This is a genomic window from Veillonella sp. AF36-20BH, assembly GCF_003602765.1.
Classification (GTDB): Bacteria; Bacillota; Negativicutes; order Veillonellales; family Veillonellaceae; genus Veillonella; species Veillonella hominis.
Genome location: NZ_QTLR01000001.1, coordinates 199,912 through 220,826, shown reverse-complemented (window position 1 = coordinate 220,826; position 20,915 = coordinate 199,912). Strand labels below are relative to the sequence as shown.

The window sequence follows — 20,915 nt, the reverse complement described above, 5'->3', positions numbered from 1 at the left end:
CTCCATATATTAAAAATCAAGATGTAATCGAATTTGTGCAATAGCAGAACGTTCAAATGTTATGCTTTCACCATTAATAGTAAAGTCGATAGATGTGTCCGTAAAACCTTGTAATGCACCAGTAAATTGTTTACTGCCATTAACAGGCTTAAACAACTGAATATCTACATCACGGCCATTATACCGAACTAAATCCTTATCTTTCTTTAGAACTCGATCAAGGCCAGGAGAAGATACCTCCAATAAATAATTTTCCGTAATTGGATCCTTTTCGTCGAGGACAGCACTTAATTTTTCGCTCACCAACTGACAGTCATCCAAATCTACACCACCTGGTTTATCAAGGTAGACACGTAAATACCAATCCCGTTCACGTACATAGTCTACATCGACGAGTTCCATATCGGTGCCGGCTATAATACCTTCAACTACAGAGGATACAAACTCCTCCACTGCTTCTCTTTTCATAGCCATCGCCTCCTTACTTACTACATCTTGTATATATCTCTTGATTCTAAATACTCTAAAATTGAGCTAATCATAAATGAAAGAGTGGACATAAGCCCACTCTTTTAAAAGATTATATAAAAGTCATATATAGTATATCACATTTGCTGTGTATATACAAATTCTACGCTTTTGAATGGGTATTAAAGAAACCAATCCCACATAAGTCATTCTATAAAAACAAAAAATGACAAAAAATAGCATAGTTAAATCTATCCAAACTTTAATCAATGCGCTCATTCAAGCCTTTTAGTATAGCACCTAAATGCTCACGCAATAGCACTGCTAAATCATCTAGATTTTTTGCATCTAAATGATGGTCGATTTCTGGATAGCTTTTATAGCGAAGTTCCGCAAAGTATTCATCACGCAATTCATTATAATACAATAGTAAGCCTGTACACTCATCCATCTTGTGGTATTCGCCGATGATAAAAGACCCATTAATCATGCGAATCGCATGGGCTGGATCAATATCGCGTACAAAACCTTCTAACTCCTCAGGCATAACTTGTGAGAAGTCCCATTCAGGAATCCCTCGGCGACGATAAGTAAAAGTAAAATTATTAGCAGGTTCTATTAACATATTGGTTAACCCTTTTACACATCGTTCTTGTAGCCCTGTCCAAAAAGACTCTAAATCGGCTCGCACAAAAGAAATGTCCACAAAGGAAAATAGTGGCATTTCTATATGTACTGTATAGTCCTCTACCTCTTTATCATATAAGGCAGACCAACGCCACCCCAATTCATTTTGATAGTGAAAAATAGGCACCTTTAATACGTCTTCACCAGCACTAATACGATTAGCTAATATTGTATAGTCACTTTCAGTAGATGTAACTAACGTAAAGCCGTCAACAGTTTGAGGTAACCAAGAATAGTCTAAGGCTTTACAAGCTTCAATAATTGTTTCCATATAACGCCTCATATCTTTCTTGATACTGTAAGACCGCCTTTACATAGCTACGGGTCTCAGGGAACGGAATCGTATCGACCATTCCATTCCAGTTATTTTCACGAAGCCACGATTCCACATGACCACGACCAGCATTGTAAGCAGCTAATGCTAACACCTGATCACCATTAAATTCCTTTAACAAGTGACCTAAATACCATGTACCTAACTCAATATTTATAGTAGGCTCTTTAAGTTGACGATCTGTATAGTTACCATGCCCCACTTGCTGTGCCACCCAACGAGCCGTATCTGGCATGAGTTGCATCAATCCAAGAGCCCCCGTTTCAGACTCCGCTGTGTTTTTATACTTGCTTTCTGCTAAGATAACACTAGCTACCAAAGATGGAGGTACCTGCTCTTTCTCAGCTGCAGCTATAACTTCCTCTTTATAGTTAAAGGGATACGCAATCTGACGCGCCAAATGGTCATCTAGATATGTAAAATAAAACCATCCTAGTACGACACAAGATAGTGCTGTTGCCGTTGCACGTTTCATATATCCCCCTTTCTATATAGAAACTATACATAGTCACCAAGATATAAAATATAACAAAATACTAGGTTAATATTATACGAAGTTTTATGGGCTTATTATACCATTTAATAGTAATTTTTATATACCAATTTTGACACATAAAATGACTATCATTGAGGTTCTTATAAAACTGATTCGATGCGCCCATCCCAAATGTTATCTAATTGTTCCCTTAAATTTAAAGGTGTACCATTATTGTCAATAATTACATCCGCGTAAGACCGTTTATCCTCAAGACACATTTGACTATTAATACGAGCCAATGCCTCCTCCTCAGTCAATCCATTGCGGCTCATTAAGCGCTCAATTTGAGTCGACTCATTCACATATACGAGCCACACCTCGTCCATCATGGTATACCATTCTCCCTCGATGAGTAAAGGGATATCATATAGTAAAACTGGTGTATGTAGCTCCTCATAATGAGCTGTAAGTTCCATAATTCGATTTTGAATATGATCCTTTAAACAACCATTCAATTGTTGGCGCTTTTTTGCATTGTGAAAGACAATAGCTCCTAATGCTTCTCGGTTTAATGTCCCATCATCGCGCAATACATCGGTTCCAAATGCATCTACAACTGCTTCTAAACCCTTTGTACCAGGTTCAACAACTTCACGAGCCACAATATCAGCATCGATATATGGTATACCTTTATCCTTAAAATATGTAAGAACTGTACTTTTGCCCGACGCGATGCCACCAGTTAAGCCAATTTTAAACATATATACCTTCTATTAATTATAAATACATATTACTTTACTAATGCCCAGTTTTCTGCATGGTGTACGTCTACAATAAGAGGCACTTGTAACTCTACAACAGACTGCATTGTACTACGTAGTAACTCTTCTATAGCTTCTAATTCAGAGTTCACCACTTCAAGTACTAGTTCGTCATGCACTTGTAATAAGAGTCGAGACGTAAAGTTTTGTTCTTCTAACTTTTGCTCCACTTGATTCATAGCTAACTTAATGATGTCTGCGGCGGTACCTTGAATTGGCGTATTCATTGCGGTCCGCTCAGCAAAGGAACGACGGTTAAAGTTACGACTATTGATATCAGGTAACTCACGTTGACGACCAAACATAGTGCGAACTTTGCCAGTTTCATGAGCCTCTTGAACCATTCGATCCATATACTCTTTAACCTTAGGATAACGGCTAAAATAAAGATCAATATAGTTTTTAGCTTCACCCCGTGTAATACCAAGGTCACGAGATAAACCAAAGTCAGAAATACCGTAGATAATACCGAAGTTAATAGCCTTCGCATGGGAACGTTCTTCGCTAGTTACCTCATCTTGAGATTTACCAAGCACCTCTGCCGCAGTAAAGCGGTGAATATCCTTACCTTCCACAAAAGCTTTAATCAACGCTTCATCGCCAGACAAATGAGCTAAGATACGCAACTCAATTTGAGAGTAATCGGCACTCACCAATGTATCATATCCAGCACCTGGATAGAATAAAGCGCGAATTTCACGGCCTTTTTCGGTACGAACCGGAATATTTTGCAAGTTCGGATCAGATGAGCTCAAACGACCTGTAGCCGTAACCATTTGATTGAAAGTTGTATGAATACGATGTGTCTTATCATTAATAAGAACTGCCAAACCTTCGCAATAGGTAGATACCAATTTAGCAACAGAACGGTATGCCAAGATTTTTTCAACAATCGGACTTTCGTGACGAAGCATATCCAATACTTCCGCATCTGTAGAATAGCCAGTCTTAGTTTTCTTGATGATTGGCAAGTTCAACTTTTCAAACAAGATTACACCCAATTGTTTAGGTGAATTAATATTAAACGTTTCTCCTGCTAGTTCATAAATCTCTTCTTGTACTTGAGTTAGCTCCTCTTTAAAGCGAGTCGTTGTTTCCGCCAACTTCTCTGTATCGATATAGATACCATTTTTCTCCATCACAACTAAGGTATGAATCAAAGGTAACTCAATTGTCTCATATAAAGACCATAACTCTTCACGGCGCGCAGACTCACAAGCAACTTCATTCATAGCGAGTAATGCTTTCACCATGGACACGCATTCTACGTCTACACTACCGTTAGCAATGCTAGGTACAGAAAAGCGCTCAGTTAGGTATAAATAACCATAATTAGTACGCGTAGGATCTAATAAATACGCAATGAGCGACATATCGTGAACACGAGCAGTTTTATCAGCATTAAATAAGGAAATTTCAGCTGGCACATCTGCACCAAAGGCTTCAATAATCTCCTTGGTCTGAGTTGTAACGATGGCTTTGGCACCTTGTAATACAGCTAAAACAGCTTTAGTATCATCTGTTTTTACAATAGTATCTCCATTAGATAGATAAGCATTCGTTACCGTTCTAAATGGAGTTTTACCATCTAATATAACATGTACTGCTACCGTTTTATCTTTATAAAAATCAGCGGTTAATGATTTAGCATCCGCTAAATCATTTAAAGAAATCTCTTCTTGTGGTGAAAATAAAGAACCTGGATCACCAAGAGCTACTTCCTCACACCCCATTACTTGTGCAATGCGAGGTGTTAATTTAGTAAAACCTAAAGTTTCAAATAACGGTTGTACTTCAGAGGCATGAAAGTTTTGTACAAAATCTTCTACTTTATAAGATAACTCCATGTCTGTTTTTATTGTAGCCAACTCACGAGACAAGAAGGCTAACTCTTTATTCTCTACAAGGCGCTCTTTTAATTTCTTACCAGAAATATCTTCAATATGATCATATACAGATTCAAGATTGCCGTATTCGGTAATTAATTTAAGCGCTGTTTTCTCACCTACGCCTGGTACACCTGGAATATTATCGGAAGAGTCACCCATAAGAGCCTTCATTTCGATAACCTTATCAGGACCATAGCCATAAAGTTCTTCCATATTATCTAGAGTAACCTCTAACATATCAGAAATACCTTTTTTAGTTAAGAACACATGGCTATGTTCTGTTACAAGCTGTAAATTATCGCGGTCTCCTGTAATAATTTGAACAGCCATATCAGGGGCTCCAAACTTCTTGCTTAAAGATCCGAGAATATCATCCCCTTCAAAACCTTCTTCTTCGATGACACAAATGCCTAATGCTTTTAATACATCTTGAATTAAACTAAACTGCGGACGTAAATCCTCAGGTGCATCTGGACGATTTCCTTTATACTCGCTATACATTTCTGTTCGGAATGTTTGACGCCCTTTATCAAAAGCTACGGCAATATAGTCAGGATTAATCTCTTCATACAATTTAATGAGCATTGTTAAGAAACCATATACTGCATTCGTTGGCGTTCCCAGAGCGGATTTCAACGGTGGTAATGCAAAAAATGCACGAAATAACAAACTGCTGCCATCTATAATCATTAATTTTTTCATAAGACACCTCACTTAATTCTATTCTTCATTATAACATAAGGACCCTTTTAACTTTCATAAATAAAAATTAATATATTGTTACACTAGAAAATGAGTAAGTAATTTGATTTTAAAAACCACATATATACTTTTGTTAATAAACAGTAGAAAATGTTTTACAAATCATGTCATTAAGGAAAATATTGGGCTGAAAAGTCCTTGCGTATCAATATTTGGTATGATATAATCATTCAGGTATAAGAAACGATTTTTAAGGAGGTGACTCAATTGCCAAACATTAAATCCAGTATTAGAAGCGTAAAAACGGATGCTGAACGTCGTGCGAAAAATGCCGCTGTAAAATCTCAAATTCGTACAGCAGCTCGTAAAACCGTTGAAGCTGTTCAAGCAGGCGCAGTAGAAGAAGCAAAACAAGCACTTGTTCATGCTACTAGCGTAATTGATAAAGCAGCCTCCAAAGGTGTACTTCATAAAAACACTGCAGCTCGCAAAAAATCTAACCTTGCAGCTAAAGTAAACGCTTTATAATTTTAAAAGCAAGCAAGACAGTCTCTCGGTTATCCGTTGAGACTGTTTTTTTATGCCTTTTTTCTATTTAGTCATAAAAAAATTTTTCGTTTGTTATACAGTTATATTTTATTACGCCCTATGGGCAGATTAGAGGACTATTACTATGAGAACACTATTATTAATGCGTGGTGCTCCTGCTAGTGGTAAGTCTCAGTGGATTCGTGACAACAATCTTGAGGCTTACACCCTTGAAGCCGATCATTTCCGTATGCTTTTACGTAGCCCTTCCCTTGGTGAGAACGGCTGGTATATTTCACAAGAGGATAATGGTCCAACATGGAAGCTCCTACTAGATTGTTTAGAAAAACGAATGAGCAATGGCGACTTTGTTGTCTTAGATGCTACTCACACTACCTCTAAAGCTATTAATGCTTACAAAGAATTGCTTAACAAATATAAATATACTGTATATTACTATGAACCTAATACATCCTTAGAGGATTGCTTGGCCCGTAATGCGGCACGCACCGATTACAAACGTGTGCCAGAGCAAGTTATTCATTATATGTACAAAACGATTAAAACAAGCACATTACCAAACTTTTGCAAAAGAATTAACTCTATTGATGAAATTAACAATTACTTCACGGCTAATCTAACAAATAAATATAATCGAGTACGTATTATCGGTGATATTCACGGTTGCTACACCGCATTACAACAAGCTATTACACCATGGGATGAAAAGACATTATACATCTTCTGCGGTGACTATTTAGAACGCGGTATTGAAAACAAAGAAATGATGTACGAAATGATGCGTCTCAGCACATTACCTAATACAATTATGTTAGAAGGTAATCACGAGCGACATATTGCAAACTTTGCATTCCATACAAATTTAGATCGTTCCAAACGCTTTATGAAAGATGTGGTAGCACCTATCGTAAAAGATATGACGAAAAAAGAAGTAGAATCACTCCAACGAGAACTACGACTCTTTTATAAATCACTTCGTCAATGTTATCCATTCAGCTTCCATGGCAAAAAATATTTAGTTTCCCATGGTGGCCTCTCCTATGTGCCTAATATGACCTTCATAGCCACCTCAACATTTATTAATGGTTTTGGAGCTTACGAAACAAATATCGCTAATATTTACGATACTAATTACGAACAAGGCATGTGTCAGGACTTCATTCAAATTCACGGTCATCGTGGTGTTCCAGATGGAAAGTACTCCTTCTGTTTGGAAGGAGAAGTAGAATTTGGTGGAGAACTAAAATACATCGATATCACTGCAAATACTTTCACAAAAAATGGAATAAAAAACGATGTATATGATAAAGATTATATGCGCCATGAATTCCAAAATATGACACAACACATCATCTTCACACAAAATGAAGATATTAATATTATTGGCAATTCAAAATTAGTAAAAGTAAAACAGTGTTTCCCTAACCTATATTCCTTGAACTTTACCTCTCGTGTATTCCATAAGCGATTATGGAATGAAAGTACAGTACACGCTCGTGGATTATTTGTGGATCGAATTACAGGAGATGTGAAATTACGTAGTTATAATAAATTCTTTAATCTTGGTGAACGCCCAGAAACAGAGTTAGATAATCTAGCTAATACTCTTTCTTTCCCAGTTGAAATTAGAACTAAAGAAAATGGTTACCTTGCTATTCTTGGCGTTATCAACGAAGAATTAGTATTTGCCTCTAAATCTACAACAGAGGGTATACATGTGGATTTATTTAAAAAACTATTCCATAGATTACCTGAAAATCTACAAGCAAAAATCAAAGATTTATTAGCACGTAATAACTGCTCCATGATATTTGAAGTCATCAGTCAAGAGGATACTCATATCATTAAATACGACCAAGACCATCTCTATGTGCTTGATATGATTCAAAATACTCTAGACGTAAATGGTAAGCATATAGATGTCCCATTCTCTAGAGAAAAATTAGCTGAACTATATACAATTTTACAAAAATATGACACTGACTTGATTTCCATTGTTAAAACAGTTCAACAAATTTCTACCATGGATGAGCTCCAAGACATTATAAATGAGGAACTAAATTCATGCCATGAATCTGAAGGCTTTGTATTAGTCGATAGCAATGGTTTTATGACTAAATTCAAAGGGCCTTATTATAATATGTGGAAACACAGACGAAATCGCATTCTAGAACCGTATCAAAAATTTGGTAAAATTCCATATGAAAACTGTAAAAATGAAGATGACACTAAATTTGCAAACTTCCTTGGTTCATTAGATTATGATGTAGTATGTAAATCTACCATACTTGATATTAAAGATATGATGGAAAGTCAAGGCTTGTTATAGTTAAATAAACTCATCCTGTTTTAAGGATAAAAGCAAAAGGGACTATAACCAAATAGTCCCTTACTACTAAAAACAGCTATTAGTTGATTATATATAATCAACTAATAGCTATTTTTTCTGTATTTTTTTAAGGAAAAATGGCCCAAAGTACACATTCCATTGGTATATGATTTAGTAGGTATGAAAAAGAACAAAATAAATGAATTTAATTATAACAAATTATCCATACAATTTTTTGATAACAGTATTATAAGATTATATTCAATTATATATAAGAAATAGTTTCTATACAAAGCTACACTTTCAAAGAATTAAGAAATGAAGAACCAATCCCCCATTGTTTCAATCCAAAGTTTTGTAATACTGTTTCGCCTATATCCGCAAAACTATGTCTATCACCCAAAGCTACGGAATGACTCATACTTGGACTATAAGCTAGCAAAGGCACCATTTCTCTCGTATGATCTGTACCTTTCCAAGTCGGATCATTCCCATGATCTGCAGTGATGAGAAGTAAATCATCATCTTTAAGCAAGTCCAACAAACCGCCTAATTGGTAATCAAAGTCTTCAATAGCACGCTTATACCCTTCTACATTGCGCCGATGACCGTACAGACTATCAAATTCAACAAGATTGACCATCATAAGTCCCCGTGTAAAACTACGTCCCAATAGATAAGGAACTACGTTCATACCATGCGCATTAGACTTTGTTGGATATGATGCATCCCAGCCAACATGAGCATAAATATCACCGATTTTGCCAACTGCCACTGTTGGAATGTTTGCGTCTTGTAACTCTTGTTGCACCATTTTCTTTTCAGGCATACGACTGTAATCATGACGATTTGAGGTGCGTACAAAATGACCTGGTGTACCAACAAAAGGTCGAGCTATAATACGCCCCACATAATAATCACCGACACATACTTTATCCCGTGTAATTTGACACATGCGATACAAATCTACTAAGGGAATGATATCCTCATGCGCAGCAATTTGAAAAACCGAATCCGCCGATGTATATACGATTGGCTTACCAGTTCTTATATGTTCTTCTCCGAGGCGTTCAATAATTTCCGTTCCAGAGGCTACCTCATTACCAAGAAATCCATAACCCGTTTCTTTTGTGAAAACATCCATCAGTTCCTTCGGAAATCCATCATAAAATGTCGGAAATGGCACCGTTACAGGATGCCCCATCATCTCCCAATGACCACTTGTCGTATCTTTGCCAGTACTCGTTTCAGCCATACGACCATAAGCGCCAATAACAGGCTCATCAAACGCTGATATATCAGCAATATTAGCTAGACCTAGAGATTTTAAATTTGGACAGCGAATAGGTCCTGCTACCGCTTCGATATGTCCTAATGTATTCGAACCTTCATCGCCAAATTTAATCGCATCGGCTGCATGCCCTACACCGACACTGTCCATTACTAGTAGAATAATTCGATTATACATATGTACTCCTAAATCTATATGAGATTAGTTACTCATATAATGTAAAAATACTTTGTAATATATTACAGTTAAAATCATCAATATGAATTAATAAAATACATATTATATTGAGAGATAATATTTCTAAAAATTATTTAAGATATGGCATAGCAAGCATGAGGGCCGCCAAAGATTTGCTATCCTTAATAGCCTCATTCTTGATAGCTTCCAATAGTTCTGGCAATGTGTAGTATTCTAGCTCCACATATTCATCAGGATCCCAATTGGTTTCCCCCATGGTAAGGTCCTTCGCAAGATATAAATGTAATACTTCATTGCAGAAACCAGGACTCGTAGCAATTGTACCTAACGAAATCCATTGAGCTGCACGATAGCCGGTTTCCTCAGCAAGCTCCCGTTTAGCACAAACAATCGGTTCTTCATTTGGATCCAATTTTCCTGCTGGTACCTCCAGTAGCGTCTGTTGCAAAGCATATCTAAATTGACGTTCCATAACAATCTTATTATCCTCTGTTACTGCCACAATCGCTGTAGCACCCGGATGATGCACAACCTCACGCCATGCATCCTTTCCGTTCACATCGGCTATATCATAGGTAACTTGAATCAACTTACCGTTAAATTTCATTTCACTGGATTTCTGAATTTCCTTACTAATTGCCATATATACCTCTAATCTTTTATTTTATGTAAAAACCCGAGCATTCTTATACGTTGTAAAATTTCCTCTAAATACACTTTATTAGGAACAATAAAATCAATATTATCCCGCGTATGACGCTGAACTGTGATATTGTCATCCATAATAGCAAGAATCTTTTCTCTTGTTGTAGGCTCCACCATTTGCTTTATTACAAAGAGAAATCCATTATCTATATCTTGTTGTACTTTATTGTACATGTCTCCTATACCAATATAGGAGCTGCCTTCTTTTTCTACTATAGTAGAAATAAAATCTATAAAACGTTGAGGTATATACACCTTATTATCTTCGAAAGCAACTCTTTCATATGGTTCGGCATACATATCGAGATTATCTACAATAATCAAATATAGTAAACGAGAATAAACTCTGTCCATTTCGATAGTATAACCAGGCAACTTTCTATGTATATGATCTACTATATCCTGAACAGTAAATATATCCCCTCGATCCATAACCTCTTTAATAGCAATATGGGTACTATCCGTCATATTAGAAGGAATACCAGTATTAACAACGCTGCAATAATATAATTTTGATAATACATCTATACTAACGCGTTCATTACGAACAATCTTTTTACTATGTTTATTTTTCGTTAACAGGGACATTCTAAACTGCGTATCATAAATGTAATCATAATATTGCTCTTTTGCAATATAATCATCATTTGCCAATTGAGCTATATTATCGTGAATATCCTCCGGTAACCAACTTATGAAAGATCGTGAAAGAAATACATCCCCTATATAGGCACAACCTTGGTCATTGGCACGTTTTATAAATTCATGTACATATACAGGATCATTAAAAGGCTCTAAATATTCATGAGCCACATAATAATCGTTAGAACTCAACACATTTTGGATGTTATCAATTTTATAGCTCGCTTTTTGACTTATCCGATTATCTAATCCCATTGTATCCGCTACGAGCTTCAATATATTCTTCGTATATAAAGTCCGCTCCATCAACGGTAGCTCTAACTCTTTTTGCTCTGCATATTGCATGATTTCTCGATACTGCTCTAATCGTTTCCATCCAGGATACGTATTATACGATACATAAGCTACACCATTATCGGATAAATTCTTATTACAGATAGATAGAATTTTATCTTTTACCACATCCGGAACCCAGGACCAAATACCATGTACAATAATATAGTCAAAGGTGCCGAATGAATCATCAATATCTAGAATATCCTTCTCAAGCAAATGTATATTGGTTAGTCCCATCGACGCAATCAGTTCATTTCCCATCTTAATCTGGGAAGACGATAAATCAATACCCGTAAAAGACGCTTCAGGATAGTATAAAGCTTGAGAAATAATATTTCCCCCAAAAGAACATCCAAGCTCAAGGACACGCGCCTTTTTTAAAGATACAGGATTTAGTCCAAATAACAAAGCTCGCGCTGCTAATGTATTTAACGAGGTCGCCCCAAAAGGTTGAGAAATATATACTACATCTTCATAACTTTTTTTAAGAACCTTATTCTCATCCAAAACGTGCATGGTATTTTGTGTAGTCTCAATGTCATTCCCCATAACTGATGTACCTACATTCTTTTTTTGTTTTGACTCCTGTTTCATAAAGCCTCCCGAATTGTTCTACTAACTATAATAAATATTATATAGTATTATTGATAATAATTACAGCTGAAGAGAGAAATAAACACACAAAAACCGCCCAACAAAGTTGAGCGGTTTTTACTAGTTTATACAAAACCATATATTATTTACATAGTCCCAGTGCTTCCAATGCCACCAGTTCTTACACCAGTAGCATCATCATCATTTGTAATAAGGTATTTAGAGAATATACCTTGAGCAACGCGTTCGCCTTTTTCAAGGGTAACTGGTTCTTTGCCAAAATTATAGAGAGCGATTATAATATGACCTTCGTTGTCCTCATTGTTGTAGTAATCACTATCAATGATACCTGTGCTATTCACAAGTGCTAAATGGCGTTTAATAGCCATGCTAGATCGGATGTGAATGGCAAGGTATTCGTCGTACGCCATGAAAGCTTTAATACCTGTCGGAACGAGCACTACTTGTCCTGGTTCTAATGTAACAGCTTCAGCACATTCAATATCATAGCCTGCGCTTTCAGTTGTTTTACGTGTTGGTAAGTTGATATCTTGTTCTTCAAAAGCAGAAACTACTTCAAAGCCACGAATATCCATGTAACACCTCTTATTTTAAACAATCTTTACGAGACAAGTTTACACGGCCCTGTTTATCGATTTCGATAACTTTTACCATGATTTCATCCCCTACACTTACTACGTCTTCTACATTTTCAACGCGTTCTTTCGCAAGTTTGGAAATATGTACAAGACCTTCCTTACCTGGTAATACTTCTACGAATGCGCCAAAGGCCATTAAACGAGTTACTTTACCAAGGTATACTTCACCTACTTCAACCTCTTTAGTAAGGTTTGTGATAATTTCTTGAGCTTTTGCAGCCCCTTCTTGTTCTACAGAAGCAATAAATACTGTACCATCATCTTCGATGTCGATTTTAGCGCCTGTTTCTTCGATGATACTTCGAATTACTTTACCGCCAGAACCGATTACGTCACGAATCTTATCAGGATCAATTTTCATTGTAATAATACGTGGAGCGTATTGGGACATTTGTTGACGTGGTTCAGCAATTGTATCAAGCATGATGCCCATGATATGCATACGGCCTTTATGAGCTTGCTCTAATGCTTCTTGAAGGATTTCACGGGATAATCCGGAAATCTTGATATCCATTTGAATTGCTGTTACGCCTTTAGCTGTACCAGCAACTTTAAAGTCCATATCTCCAAGAGCATCTTCCATGCCTTGAATATCAGTTAAAATTGTATAGTGTTCCCCTTGAGTTACAAGACCCATAGCGATACCAGCTACAGGTGCTTTAATAGGTACACCAGCATCCATCAAAGATAATGTAGAACCACATACGGAAGCCATGGAGCTAGAACCATTAGATTCCAATACTTCAGATACTAAACGCAAAGCATATGGGAAATCTTCTTCACTCGGAATCACAGGTACCAATGCGCGTTCGGCCAACGCACCATGACCAATTTCACGACGCCCAGGGCCACGGGAAGAACGAGTTTCCCCTACAGAGAAGGACGGGAAATTATAATGATGGATATAACGTTTTTCAGTTTCAACACCAAGACCATCGATGGTTTGTTTTTCGGATAAAGGCGCTACTGTTGTGACATTCAACACTTGAGTTTGACCACGTGTAAACAAGCCAGAGCCATGTGTACGTGGTAATACGCCTGTACGGCAAGAGATTGGACGAACTTCATCAAGTTGACGGCCATCTGGACGGATTTTTTCAACAGTAATCATATGACGCACGATTTCTTTTGTCATTGCATCAAATGCTTTATTTACATCAGCCAAGTTATCTGGGTAGATTTCTTCAAAGTGAGCTAATACATCTGCCCTTACTTCATTTTCTTGTGCATCACGTTGTTGTTTATCTGCACAACGAACTGCAGCATCAAGTTTATCATGACCATAGGCACGAACTGCATCACTAATTTCAGCAGGAACATCTTTACATTCAAATACACGTTTTTCCTTACCTACTTTTGCAGTCATATCTTCTTGGAATGCTACGATCTTTTTGATTTCTTCGTGAGCTGCCATGATAACTTCAAGAATGATATCTTCCGGTACTTCTTCAGCGCCACCTTCAACCATGAGGATAGCATCTTTAGTACCAGCTACAACGATATTAAGATCTGTTTCTTCTAATTGTGATTTCGTTGGATTTACAACAAATTCACCATTGATACGTCCCATACGAACGCCTGCAATAGGACCATTCCAAGGAATATCAGAAATAGACAATGCCGCAGAAGCGCCAATCATACCACAAATGGCTGGATCACAATCTTGGTCCACAGACATAACTGTTGCTACTACGTGTACTTCGTTTCGTACACCTTTATTAAATAATGGACGAATAGGACGGTCAATCAAACGGCTATTCAAAATTGCAGACTCAGGTGGACGTGCTTCACGTTTAATGAAGCCCCCTGGTAAACGACCAACAGCATACATTTTTTCTTCATAGTCTACTGTAAGTGGGAAGAAGTCGATATCCTTCGCCTCTTTAGAGCCTGTAGCAGTAACGAGTACACGAGTATCGCCATAGCCAACCATTACGGCACCGCCAGCTTGTTTTGCAAGTTCCCCAGTCTCAATCGTAAGAGTACGACCAGCTAGGTCCATTTGGAATTGTTCCATTCCTATTCCTCCTAAAAATCTTCTTATATGTATACCTTCTAATTATATATCAATTAAAGCTAAATAGCCAATTCAAATTAAAAAAGCCGTCCTTTAGGACGGCTAATTTTATTATTTACGAAGACCAAGGCGTTCGATAAGAGAACGATAACGTTCGATATCTTTACGACGAAGGTAGTCAAGCATGTTACGGCGTTGACCAACCAATTTCAACAAACCACGACGGGAATGATGGTCTTTTTTGTGCTCTTTCAAGTGCTCAGTTAAGTATTGAATGCGACTTGTTAAAATCGCAACTTGTACTTCTGGAGAACCAGTGTCACCTTCATGAGTAGCGTATTCTTTAATTACTGCTAATTTAGCTTCTGTAGTTAACATTAATGTTACCTCCTAAAAAAATTATAATCCCGATAAGCTTAAGTAACCGTTGGAGAATCGAATACTTCGCTTACGATATGTCTTACGACCTAATTTAGTATACAGTATCTGCCCTATCTTGTAAAGCAAAAATACAGTAATTGAACAAAAGATAGATTAGAACTTTCTTCTATTATTTAGCACCTAGCACCATGCGGTCGCTCAGTGCATTTTCACCAGCTACCTCGAACTTTTGAAGTAAGTCCGCAACAGTTAATTGTTTCTTTTCTTCCCCTTTTACATCATAGATGATTCGACCAGCATCCATCATGATGAGGCGATTGCCAAATCGCAATGCATCACGCATATTATGGGTAATCATAAGAGTTGTTAGATTATGTTCTGCAACGAGTTTATCTGTCAGTTGCAATACATTTTCTGCAGTTTTAGGGTCAAGTGCCGCCGTATGCTCATCTAGCAATAAGAGTTCTGGACGAAGCATGGTAGCCATTAACAATGTAATAGATTGACGTTGACCACCAGATAGTAAGCCCATACGAGCAGATAAACGATCTTCAAGGCCTAAGCCTAATAATGCAAGACGTTCCTTGAAAAATGCTTGTTCACTATCTTTGAAAGCCCATTTAAGACCTAAACGTTTACCACGGCGCATAGCAAGAATCAAGTTTTCCTCGATTTGCATATTACCAGCAGTACCAACCATCGGGTCTTGGAATACACGACCAATGTATTTAGCACGTTTGTATTCTGGCATTTTTGTCACATCAATCTCATTAATTGTAATGGATCCTTCATCTACTGGAAATACACCAGCAATGGAGTTTAATAAAGTACTTTTACCAGCACCATTACCACCAATGACAGTACAAAAATCACCCTCTTCTAGATGAAGATTAATGCCTTGTAATGCAGTCTTTTCATTAATTGTGCCCTTAAAGAAGGTTTTTACCATATTTTTTACTTCTAACATAGTGTCCTCCTTAACGAGCCAACCATTTTGCTTTCAATGTAGGTAAGGAAAGCGCGATGGCAACAAGAATTGCAGTGAATAATTTCAAATCATTTGGTGGCATACCCATGTAGAGAACGGCTGCAATAACGATACGATATACAATAGAACCAAGTACTACGGCGATGAGACTACGTACGAAGGATTTCGTACCAAACACTACTTCACCGATGATTACAGAAGCCAAACCAATAACAATGGTACCAATCCCCATGCCTACATCAGCAAAGCCTTGGAATTGACCAATAAGAGCCCCAGACATACCAACAAAACCATTGGAAATCAAAAGACCAAGAACGATCATATTATCAGTATTTACGCCTTGAGCGCGAATCATTTGAGGGTTAACACCTGTAGCACGTAAGGCTGTACCAATTTCGGTACCGAAGAACCAAAATAAGAGCAAGCATACAACTACAGCTACTATAATACCTACGATGGCTGCAGACCACATATTCGGCGTATGGAAAAATCCACCAAGAATCGTATAAATTGTATCCATACGAAGCAAAGATACATTAGCTTTGCCCATGATGTGAAGGTTTACAGAGTACAATGCAATCATTGTCAAAATACCAGCCAATAATGCAGGAATTTTTAATTTTGTATGAATCCAACCTGTTACAGCACCGGCTATCATACCACCCACACCGGCAAGTAAAATGGAAAGGATTGGATTCATACCACTTGTAATTAAAATAGCAGAAATGGCTGCCCCCATTGGGAACGTACCTTCCACGGTTAAATCAGCCACATCTAATACGCGGAAGGTTATGAATACACCGACCGCTAACAAAGACCATAAAAGGCCTGTGGTTATGGTGCCTACCACTAAATCTAACATCAAATTCTCCTCTATTGTTTCATATCTTTACGAAGAGCCTCAGGAATCGTAATACCTAATTTTTTAGCACGTTCTTCGTTAACAGTTAACTTAATCTCTTTTTGTGTCTCAATAGCTAAGTCTGCAATTTTTGCTTCTCCTGCAAGAACTTTAGCAGCCATTAAACCTGTTTGATAACCCAATTGATAGTAATCAACAGAATAAGTTGCTACACCACCAGTCATTGTCATACCTTCATCGGCAGCAAATACTGGAATTTTAGCAGCATCTGTAATTTGTGCTAAGTTAGCCATAGCAGATGCCAATACATTATCTGTTGGCGTATAGATAGCTTGTACATCTTGGTTCACAAGATTTGTAGCCGCTTGTTGGATATCATTTACATTGGAAACAGTTGCCTCTACAACAGTAATACCTTTTGTAGCAGCATAGGCTTTCATTTTTTCAACTTGCAATTGGGAGTTGATTTCAGAGGATGTATAAATGGCACCAATGCGCTTTACATTCGGTACTAATGCTATGATAAGATCAACCTCTTTTTCAACAGGTGTCATATCAGATGTACCAGATACATTACCACCAGGGTGTTCGTTAGATTGAACGAGTTTAGCTGTCACGTAATCTGTAATAGCTGTACCCATGATTGGCATGTCATGAGAAGCATTTGCCATCGTCTGAGCCGCAGGCGTTGCAATAGCTAATACTAAATCTTTTTTATCAGACACGAAACGTTGTGCAATACTATTTAGATTAGATTGATCGGCCTGTGCATTTTGTTGGTCAATTTTAATGTTTTGACCATCCTTATATCCTTTAGCTGCTAAACCATCTACGAAACCTTTATTAGCAGCATCAAGAGATGGATGTTCTACTAATTGAATAACACCAATTTTCTTTTGGTCATTAGTTGCAGTATTGGAACCACAACCGCCTACCATTGCCACAACAGCAATGGCACTAAGTGCCACTGCAATACTTTTTTTCCAATTCATGTATAACTCCTTACCAGATATGTATTAAATCATAGTCGCCTTGTTCATCAAATCCTCTGGTAAGGTGATGCCCAATTTATCTAATTTATCTTTTCCCACAACTAATTTAAATTCTTTCTGCATTTCGATAGGCATATCTTCAACTTTAGCTTCACCAGTTAGAATTTTAGCTGCCATTAAGCCGGTTTGGTAACCAAGTTTGTAATAATCCACAGACAAGGACATAACTGCCCCACCTTTTACGTGGTTATCTTCACCGCCAAACACAGGGATTTTTGCTGGATCGGTAATAGCTACAAGATTGCTCATCGCAGATGCTACCACATTATCTGTTGGTACATAAACTGCATCTACACGTTGAGATACTAGATTTTGTGCCGCTTGTTGAATATCGTTTACATTGGAAACTGTAACTTCTTCAACTTTAATGCCTTTTGTAGCTGCATAAGCTTTCATCTTCTCCACTTGAATTTGAGAGTTTACTTCACTAGAGCTATAAATAGTACCAATTGTCTTAGCATTTGGTAATACTTTTAAAATTAAATCAACTTGTTGTTCTACTGGGTTCATATCGGATGTACCAGATACGTTACCACCTGGATGTTCATTAGATTTAACAAGTTTAGCTGCTTCATAATCAGTAATAGCAGTCCCCAAGATTGGGATATCATGAGTCGCATTCGCCATAGATTGAGCTGCTGGTGTTGCAATGGCTAAGATTAAGTTTTTACGATCAGATACAAAACGCTGTGCAATGCTGTTTAAATTAGATTGATCTGCTTGTGCATTCTGTTGGTCAAAGGTGATTTTATCAGCTAAGCCCTTTTCTTTTAAAGCATCAACAAAACCTTTGTTTGCTGCATCAAGTGCAGGATGTTCTACCAGTTGTACTACGCCAACCTTGTATTCACCATTAGATGTTGTTCCATTGGAGCCACAGCCTGTGAATGCCATCAATGCTGCCGCCGTGAGCGCTAGGGCAATACCTTTTTTTAAATTCATGGGGATTTCCTTCCTATCTGCAATGACTATAATACATCTATTATAAACAAATTTCTTTACTACATCAATGTAGCAGATTAAAGTATTTTACATTTGTCCATTTATAGAACACATTAAGATATGAAATCCTCTTATTTTTCAAGAGATGCTAACATGTCTTCTGTTAGCTCATTGGCCGCTAAAATATAGTCTTTAAGGGTCCCCTTATCAAGTGCTACCTTCATAACAGGTACTTCAAATGGATCGAGGATGACACACATTAAAATTTCACCCGTTACATAATAACCAACTACAGCTTCCCCTTCATCAGGATCTAATGTTTCACGCTTTACCGTTACACAGTATGGTTTCATAACCTGTGCTGCAGCTTCTGCTACTTCTTCACGATTAGCAATATATTCTTCAGCCTTTGTTTCAGGAATATCAAAAATATCGACCTTTACAGTCTTAACCTCTGTTGCCTCTCCCTTCGCTGCCTCTATGGCTGCGCCTAAATCTGTTTGATTCATATATACCTCACATAGAATGGACTTTCACCAATGGTGAAAGCCCCATAATTTTAGATTGATTCATCAGCTGCATTTAAAAATGCCACATAGCATTGTTTAGCCTCGTAAATATCCGCCTTAGATGTAACCTCCCATGGAGCATGCATGCTAAGAACGGCTACACCACAGTCGATGACATTCATACCATAAAGAGCCATGATGTACGCAATGGTGCCACCACCACCTAAATCAACCTTACCGAGCTCTGCTGTTTGGTATGTTACATTGTTAGATTCCATGACACGACGGATAAAGCCCATATACTCAGCATTCGCATCATTGGAACCAGATTTACCACGAGAACCAGTAAATTTATTGAATACAACACCCATACCTAGGTAAGATGCATTTTTCTTTTCGAAAGCAGATGCATATAGCGGATCATAGCCAGCACTAACGTCGGAAGATAACATACGAGAATTTTCCAATGTACGTCGTACACTTACAGAGTTAGGTTTTCCCATAAGGGTAAGCACTTCTGCTACTGCATTTTCAAAGAAACGAGATTGCATACCAGTAGCGCCTACAGAACCTATTTCCTCTTTATCTACAAGCAAACAACAAGTCGTACGTTTTACATTGTCTACCTCAAGCATAGCCACTAAAGATGTATACGCACAAACGCGATCATCTTGACCATAAGCCATAACCATGGAGCGGTCAAAGCCCATATCACGAGCTTTTCCTGCTGGTACGATTTCAAGCTCTGCAGATAACAAATCACGTTCTACGAAGCCATATTCTTTTTCAAGGAGGTTATTAATAAATTTCGTAACCCCTTCTTTTTCTTCATCTTTTACAGGACGACTGCCGATAAGTAAATCGAGGGCCTCCCCTTCAATTACCTTCGCTGCATTCTTTTGCATTTGTTCTTGTCCCAAATGAGGTAACAAATCTGTAATGCAGAATACAGGATCATTTTCCTTATCGCCAATATTAATGTTGATACGTGTACCATCTGTTTTAACTACTACGCCATAAATAGCGAGAGGCATGGCAACCCAATGGTATTTCTTAATGCCCCCATAATAATGGGTATCCCAAAATACTAAATTACTATCTTCATATTGTGGGTTTTGCTTTATATCGATACGTGGAGAGTCAATATGAGCACCTAAAATATTCATACCCAATTCAATATCATCGGTACCAATGTTAAATAAAGCAATGGATTTATCCATATGTGTGTAATAAATCTTGTCACCTGCTTTAATTGGTGTATTGGATTTAATAATATCTTTTAAGTTTACATATCCTTTAGCTTCTGCAAATTCAACAGCTTGTACAACGCATTCACGTTCTGTTTTACCATTATCTAAAAATTGACGATATGTATCACTTAAGGCATATACCTTTTCCATTGTGGCATCATCATAATTATGCCAAGCATATTTACGTTCCATAATCTATCCTTTCTATAAGTTCACAGTTTAACCATTACAG

At 37.4% G+C, this 20,915-nt stretch carries 19 protein-coding genes; 2 read left to right on the top strand and 17 right to left on the bottom strand.

What is annotated here, in order from left to right; translation table 11 throughout:
- Nucleotides 1–9: 9 nt before the first annotated feature.
- The 5 genes from rimP to polA form a co-directional block, all read right to left on the bottom strand.
- A complete protein-coding gene (gene rimP / locus DW000_RS01075) occupies nucleotides 10–468 on the bottom strand; it encodes a ribosome maturation factor RimP (RefSeq protein ID WP_004693003.1) in 459 nt (152 codons plus the stop codon).
- Nucleotides 469–730: 262 nt separating this feature from the next.
- Complete coding sequence (locus DW000_RS01070) at nucleotides 731–1,426, bottom strand: hypothetical protein (protein WP_004693002.1); 696 nt, start codon at nucleotides 1,424–1,426, stop codon at nucleotides 731–733.
- On the bottom strand, nucleotides 1,410–1,964 hold the full coding sequence (locus DW000_RS01065) for a lytic transglycosylase domain-containing protein (RefSeq protein WP_004693001.1): 555 nt from the start codon (nucleotides 1,962–1,964) through the stop codon (nucleotides 1,410–1,412). The genes DW000_RS01070 and DW000_RS01065 overlap by 17 nt, the downstream gene beginning before the upstream one ends.
- A gap of 161 nt (nucleotides 1,965–2,125) precedes the next feature.
- A complete protein-coding gene (gene coaE / locus DW000_RS01060) occupies nucleotides 2,126–2,728 on the bottom strand; it encodes a dephospho-CoA kinase (RefSeq protein ID WP_120054734.1) in 603 nt (200 codons plus the stop codon).
- 29 nt (nucleotides 2,729–2,757) lie between these two features.
- Nucleotides 2,758–5,379 carry a DNA polymerase I gene (polA, locus tag DW000_RS01055; protein ID WP_120054733.1) on the bottom strand — a complete coding sequence of 874 codons (2,622 nt, stop codon included), beginning with the start codon at nucleotides 5,377–5,379 and terminating at the stop codon, nucleotides 2,758–2,760.
- 267 nt (nucleotides 5,380–5,646) lie between these two features.
- Between polA and rpsT the strand changes: the two genes are divergently transcribed.
- Nucleotides 5,647–5,907 (top strand): 30S ribosomal protein S20, encoded by a 261-nt coding sequence (gene rpsT, locus DW000_RS01050; RefSeq protein ID WP_004692998.1) that lies wholly within the window; start codon nucleotides 5,647–5,649, stop codon nucleotides 5,905–5,907.
- 145 nt (nucleotides 5,908–6,052) lie between these two features.
- Complete coding sequence (locus tag DW000_RS01045) at nucleotides 6,053–8,257, top strand: RNA ligase (protein ID WP_008713789.1); 2,205 nt, start codon at nucleotides 6,053–6,055, stop codon at nucleotides 8,255–8,257.
- Nucleotides 8,258–8,552: 295 nt separating this feature from the next.
- On the opposite strand, the gene DW000_RS01040 is transcribed toward DW000_RS01045, so the two are convergent.
- The 12 genes from DW000_RS01040 to DW000_RS00985 form a co-directional block, all read right to left on the bottom strand.
- Nucleotides 8,553–9,725, bottom strand: a complete 1,173-nt coding sequence (locus DW000_RS01040) for a phosphopentomutase (protein ID WP_120054732.1) — start codon at nucleotides 9,723–9,725, stop codon at nucleotides 8,553–8,555.
- 130 nt (nucleotides 9,726–9,855) lie between these two features.
- Nucleotides 9,856–10,389, bottom strand: coding sequence for an NUDIX hydrolase (locus DW000_RS01035; RefSeq protein WP_024061770.1), 534 nt, complete (start codon nucleotides 10,387–10,389; stop codon nucleotides 9,856–9,858).
- A gap of 8 nt (nucleotides 10,390–10,397) precedes the next feature.
- Entirely contained in the window at nucleotides 10,398–12,023 is a 1,626-nt protein-coding gene (locus DW000_RS01030) for a class I SAM-dependent methyltransferase (RefSeq protein ID WP_120054731.1), read from the bottom strand.
- A 146-nt stretch (nucleotides 12,024–12,169) separates the two neighbouring features.
- A complete protein-coding gene (gene dut / locus DW000_RS01025) occupies nucleotides 12,170–12,619 on the bottom strand; it encodes a dUTP diphosphatase (RefSeq protein WP_120054730.1) in 450 nt (149 codons plus the stop codon).
- Nucleotides 12,620–12,629: 10 nt separating this feature from the next.
- A complete protein-coding gene (locus DW000_RS01020) occupies nucleotides 12,630–14,699 on the bottom strand; it encodes a polyribonucleotide nucleotidyltransferase (protein ID WP_120054729.1) in 2,070 nt (689 codons plus the stop codon).
- Between the two features lie 111 nt (nucleotides 14,700–14,810).
- The gene (gene rpsO / locus DW000_RS01015) at nucleotides 14,811–15,077 is read right to left on the bottom strand and encodes a 30S ribosomal protein S15 (RefSeq protein WP_004692991.1); all 267 of its coding nucleotides are present in this window, start codon (nucleotides 15,075–15,077) and stop codon (nucleotides 14,811–14,813) included.
- Nucleotides 15,078–15,249: 172 nt separating this feature from the next.
- Complete coding sequence (locus DW000_RS01010) at nucleotides 15,250–16,047, bottom strand: ABC transporter ATP-binding protein (RefSeq protein WP_120054728.1); 798 nt, start codon at nucleotides 16,045–16,047, stop codon at nucleotides 15,250–15,252.
- A gap of 10 nt (nucleotides 16,048–16,057) precedes the next feature.
- Nucleotides 16,058–16,930: an ABC transporter permease gene (locus DW000_RS01005; RefSeq protein ID WP_004697183.1), complete on the bottom strand. Its 873-nt coding sequence runs from the start codon at nucleotides 16,928–16,930 to the stop codon at nucleotides 16,058–16,060.
- A gap of 11 nt (nucleotides 16,931–16,941) precedes the next feature.
- Nucleotides 16,942–17,922: an ABC transporter substrate-binding protein gene (locus tag DW000_RS01000; RefSeq protein WP_120054727.1), complete on the bottom strand. Its 981-nt coding sequence runs from the start codon at nucleotides 17,920–17,922 to the stop codon at nucleotides 16,942–16,944.
- 24 nt (nucleotides 17,923–17,946) lie between these two features.
- The gene (locus tag DW000_RS00995; protein WP_120054726.1) at nucleotides 17,947–18,924 is read right to left on the bottom strand and encodes an ABC transporter substrate-binding protein; all 978 of its coding nucleotides are present in this window, start codon (nucleotides 18,922–18,924) and stop codon (nucleotides 17,947–17,949) included.
- A gap of 131 nt (nucleotides 18,925–19,055) precedes the next feature.
- Nucleotides 19,056–19,433 carry a hypothetical protein gene (locus DW000_RS00990; protein WP_120054725.1) on the bottom strand — a complete coding sequence of 126 codons (378 nt, stop codon included), beginning with the start codon at nucleotides 19,431–19,433 and terminating at the stop codon, nucleotides 19,056–19,058.
- 50 nt (nucleotides 19,434–19,483) lie between these two features.
- Nucleotides 19,484–20,875 (bottom strand): aminopeptidase, encoded by a 1,392-nt coding sequence (locus DW000_RS00985; protein WP_120054724.1) that lies wholly within the window; start codon nucleotides 20,873–20,875, stop codon nucleotides 19,484–19,486.
- Nucleotides 20,876–20,915 lie beyond the last annotated feature (40 nt).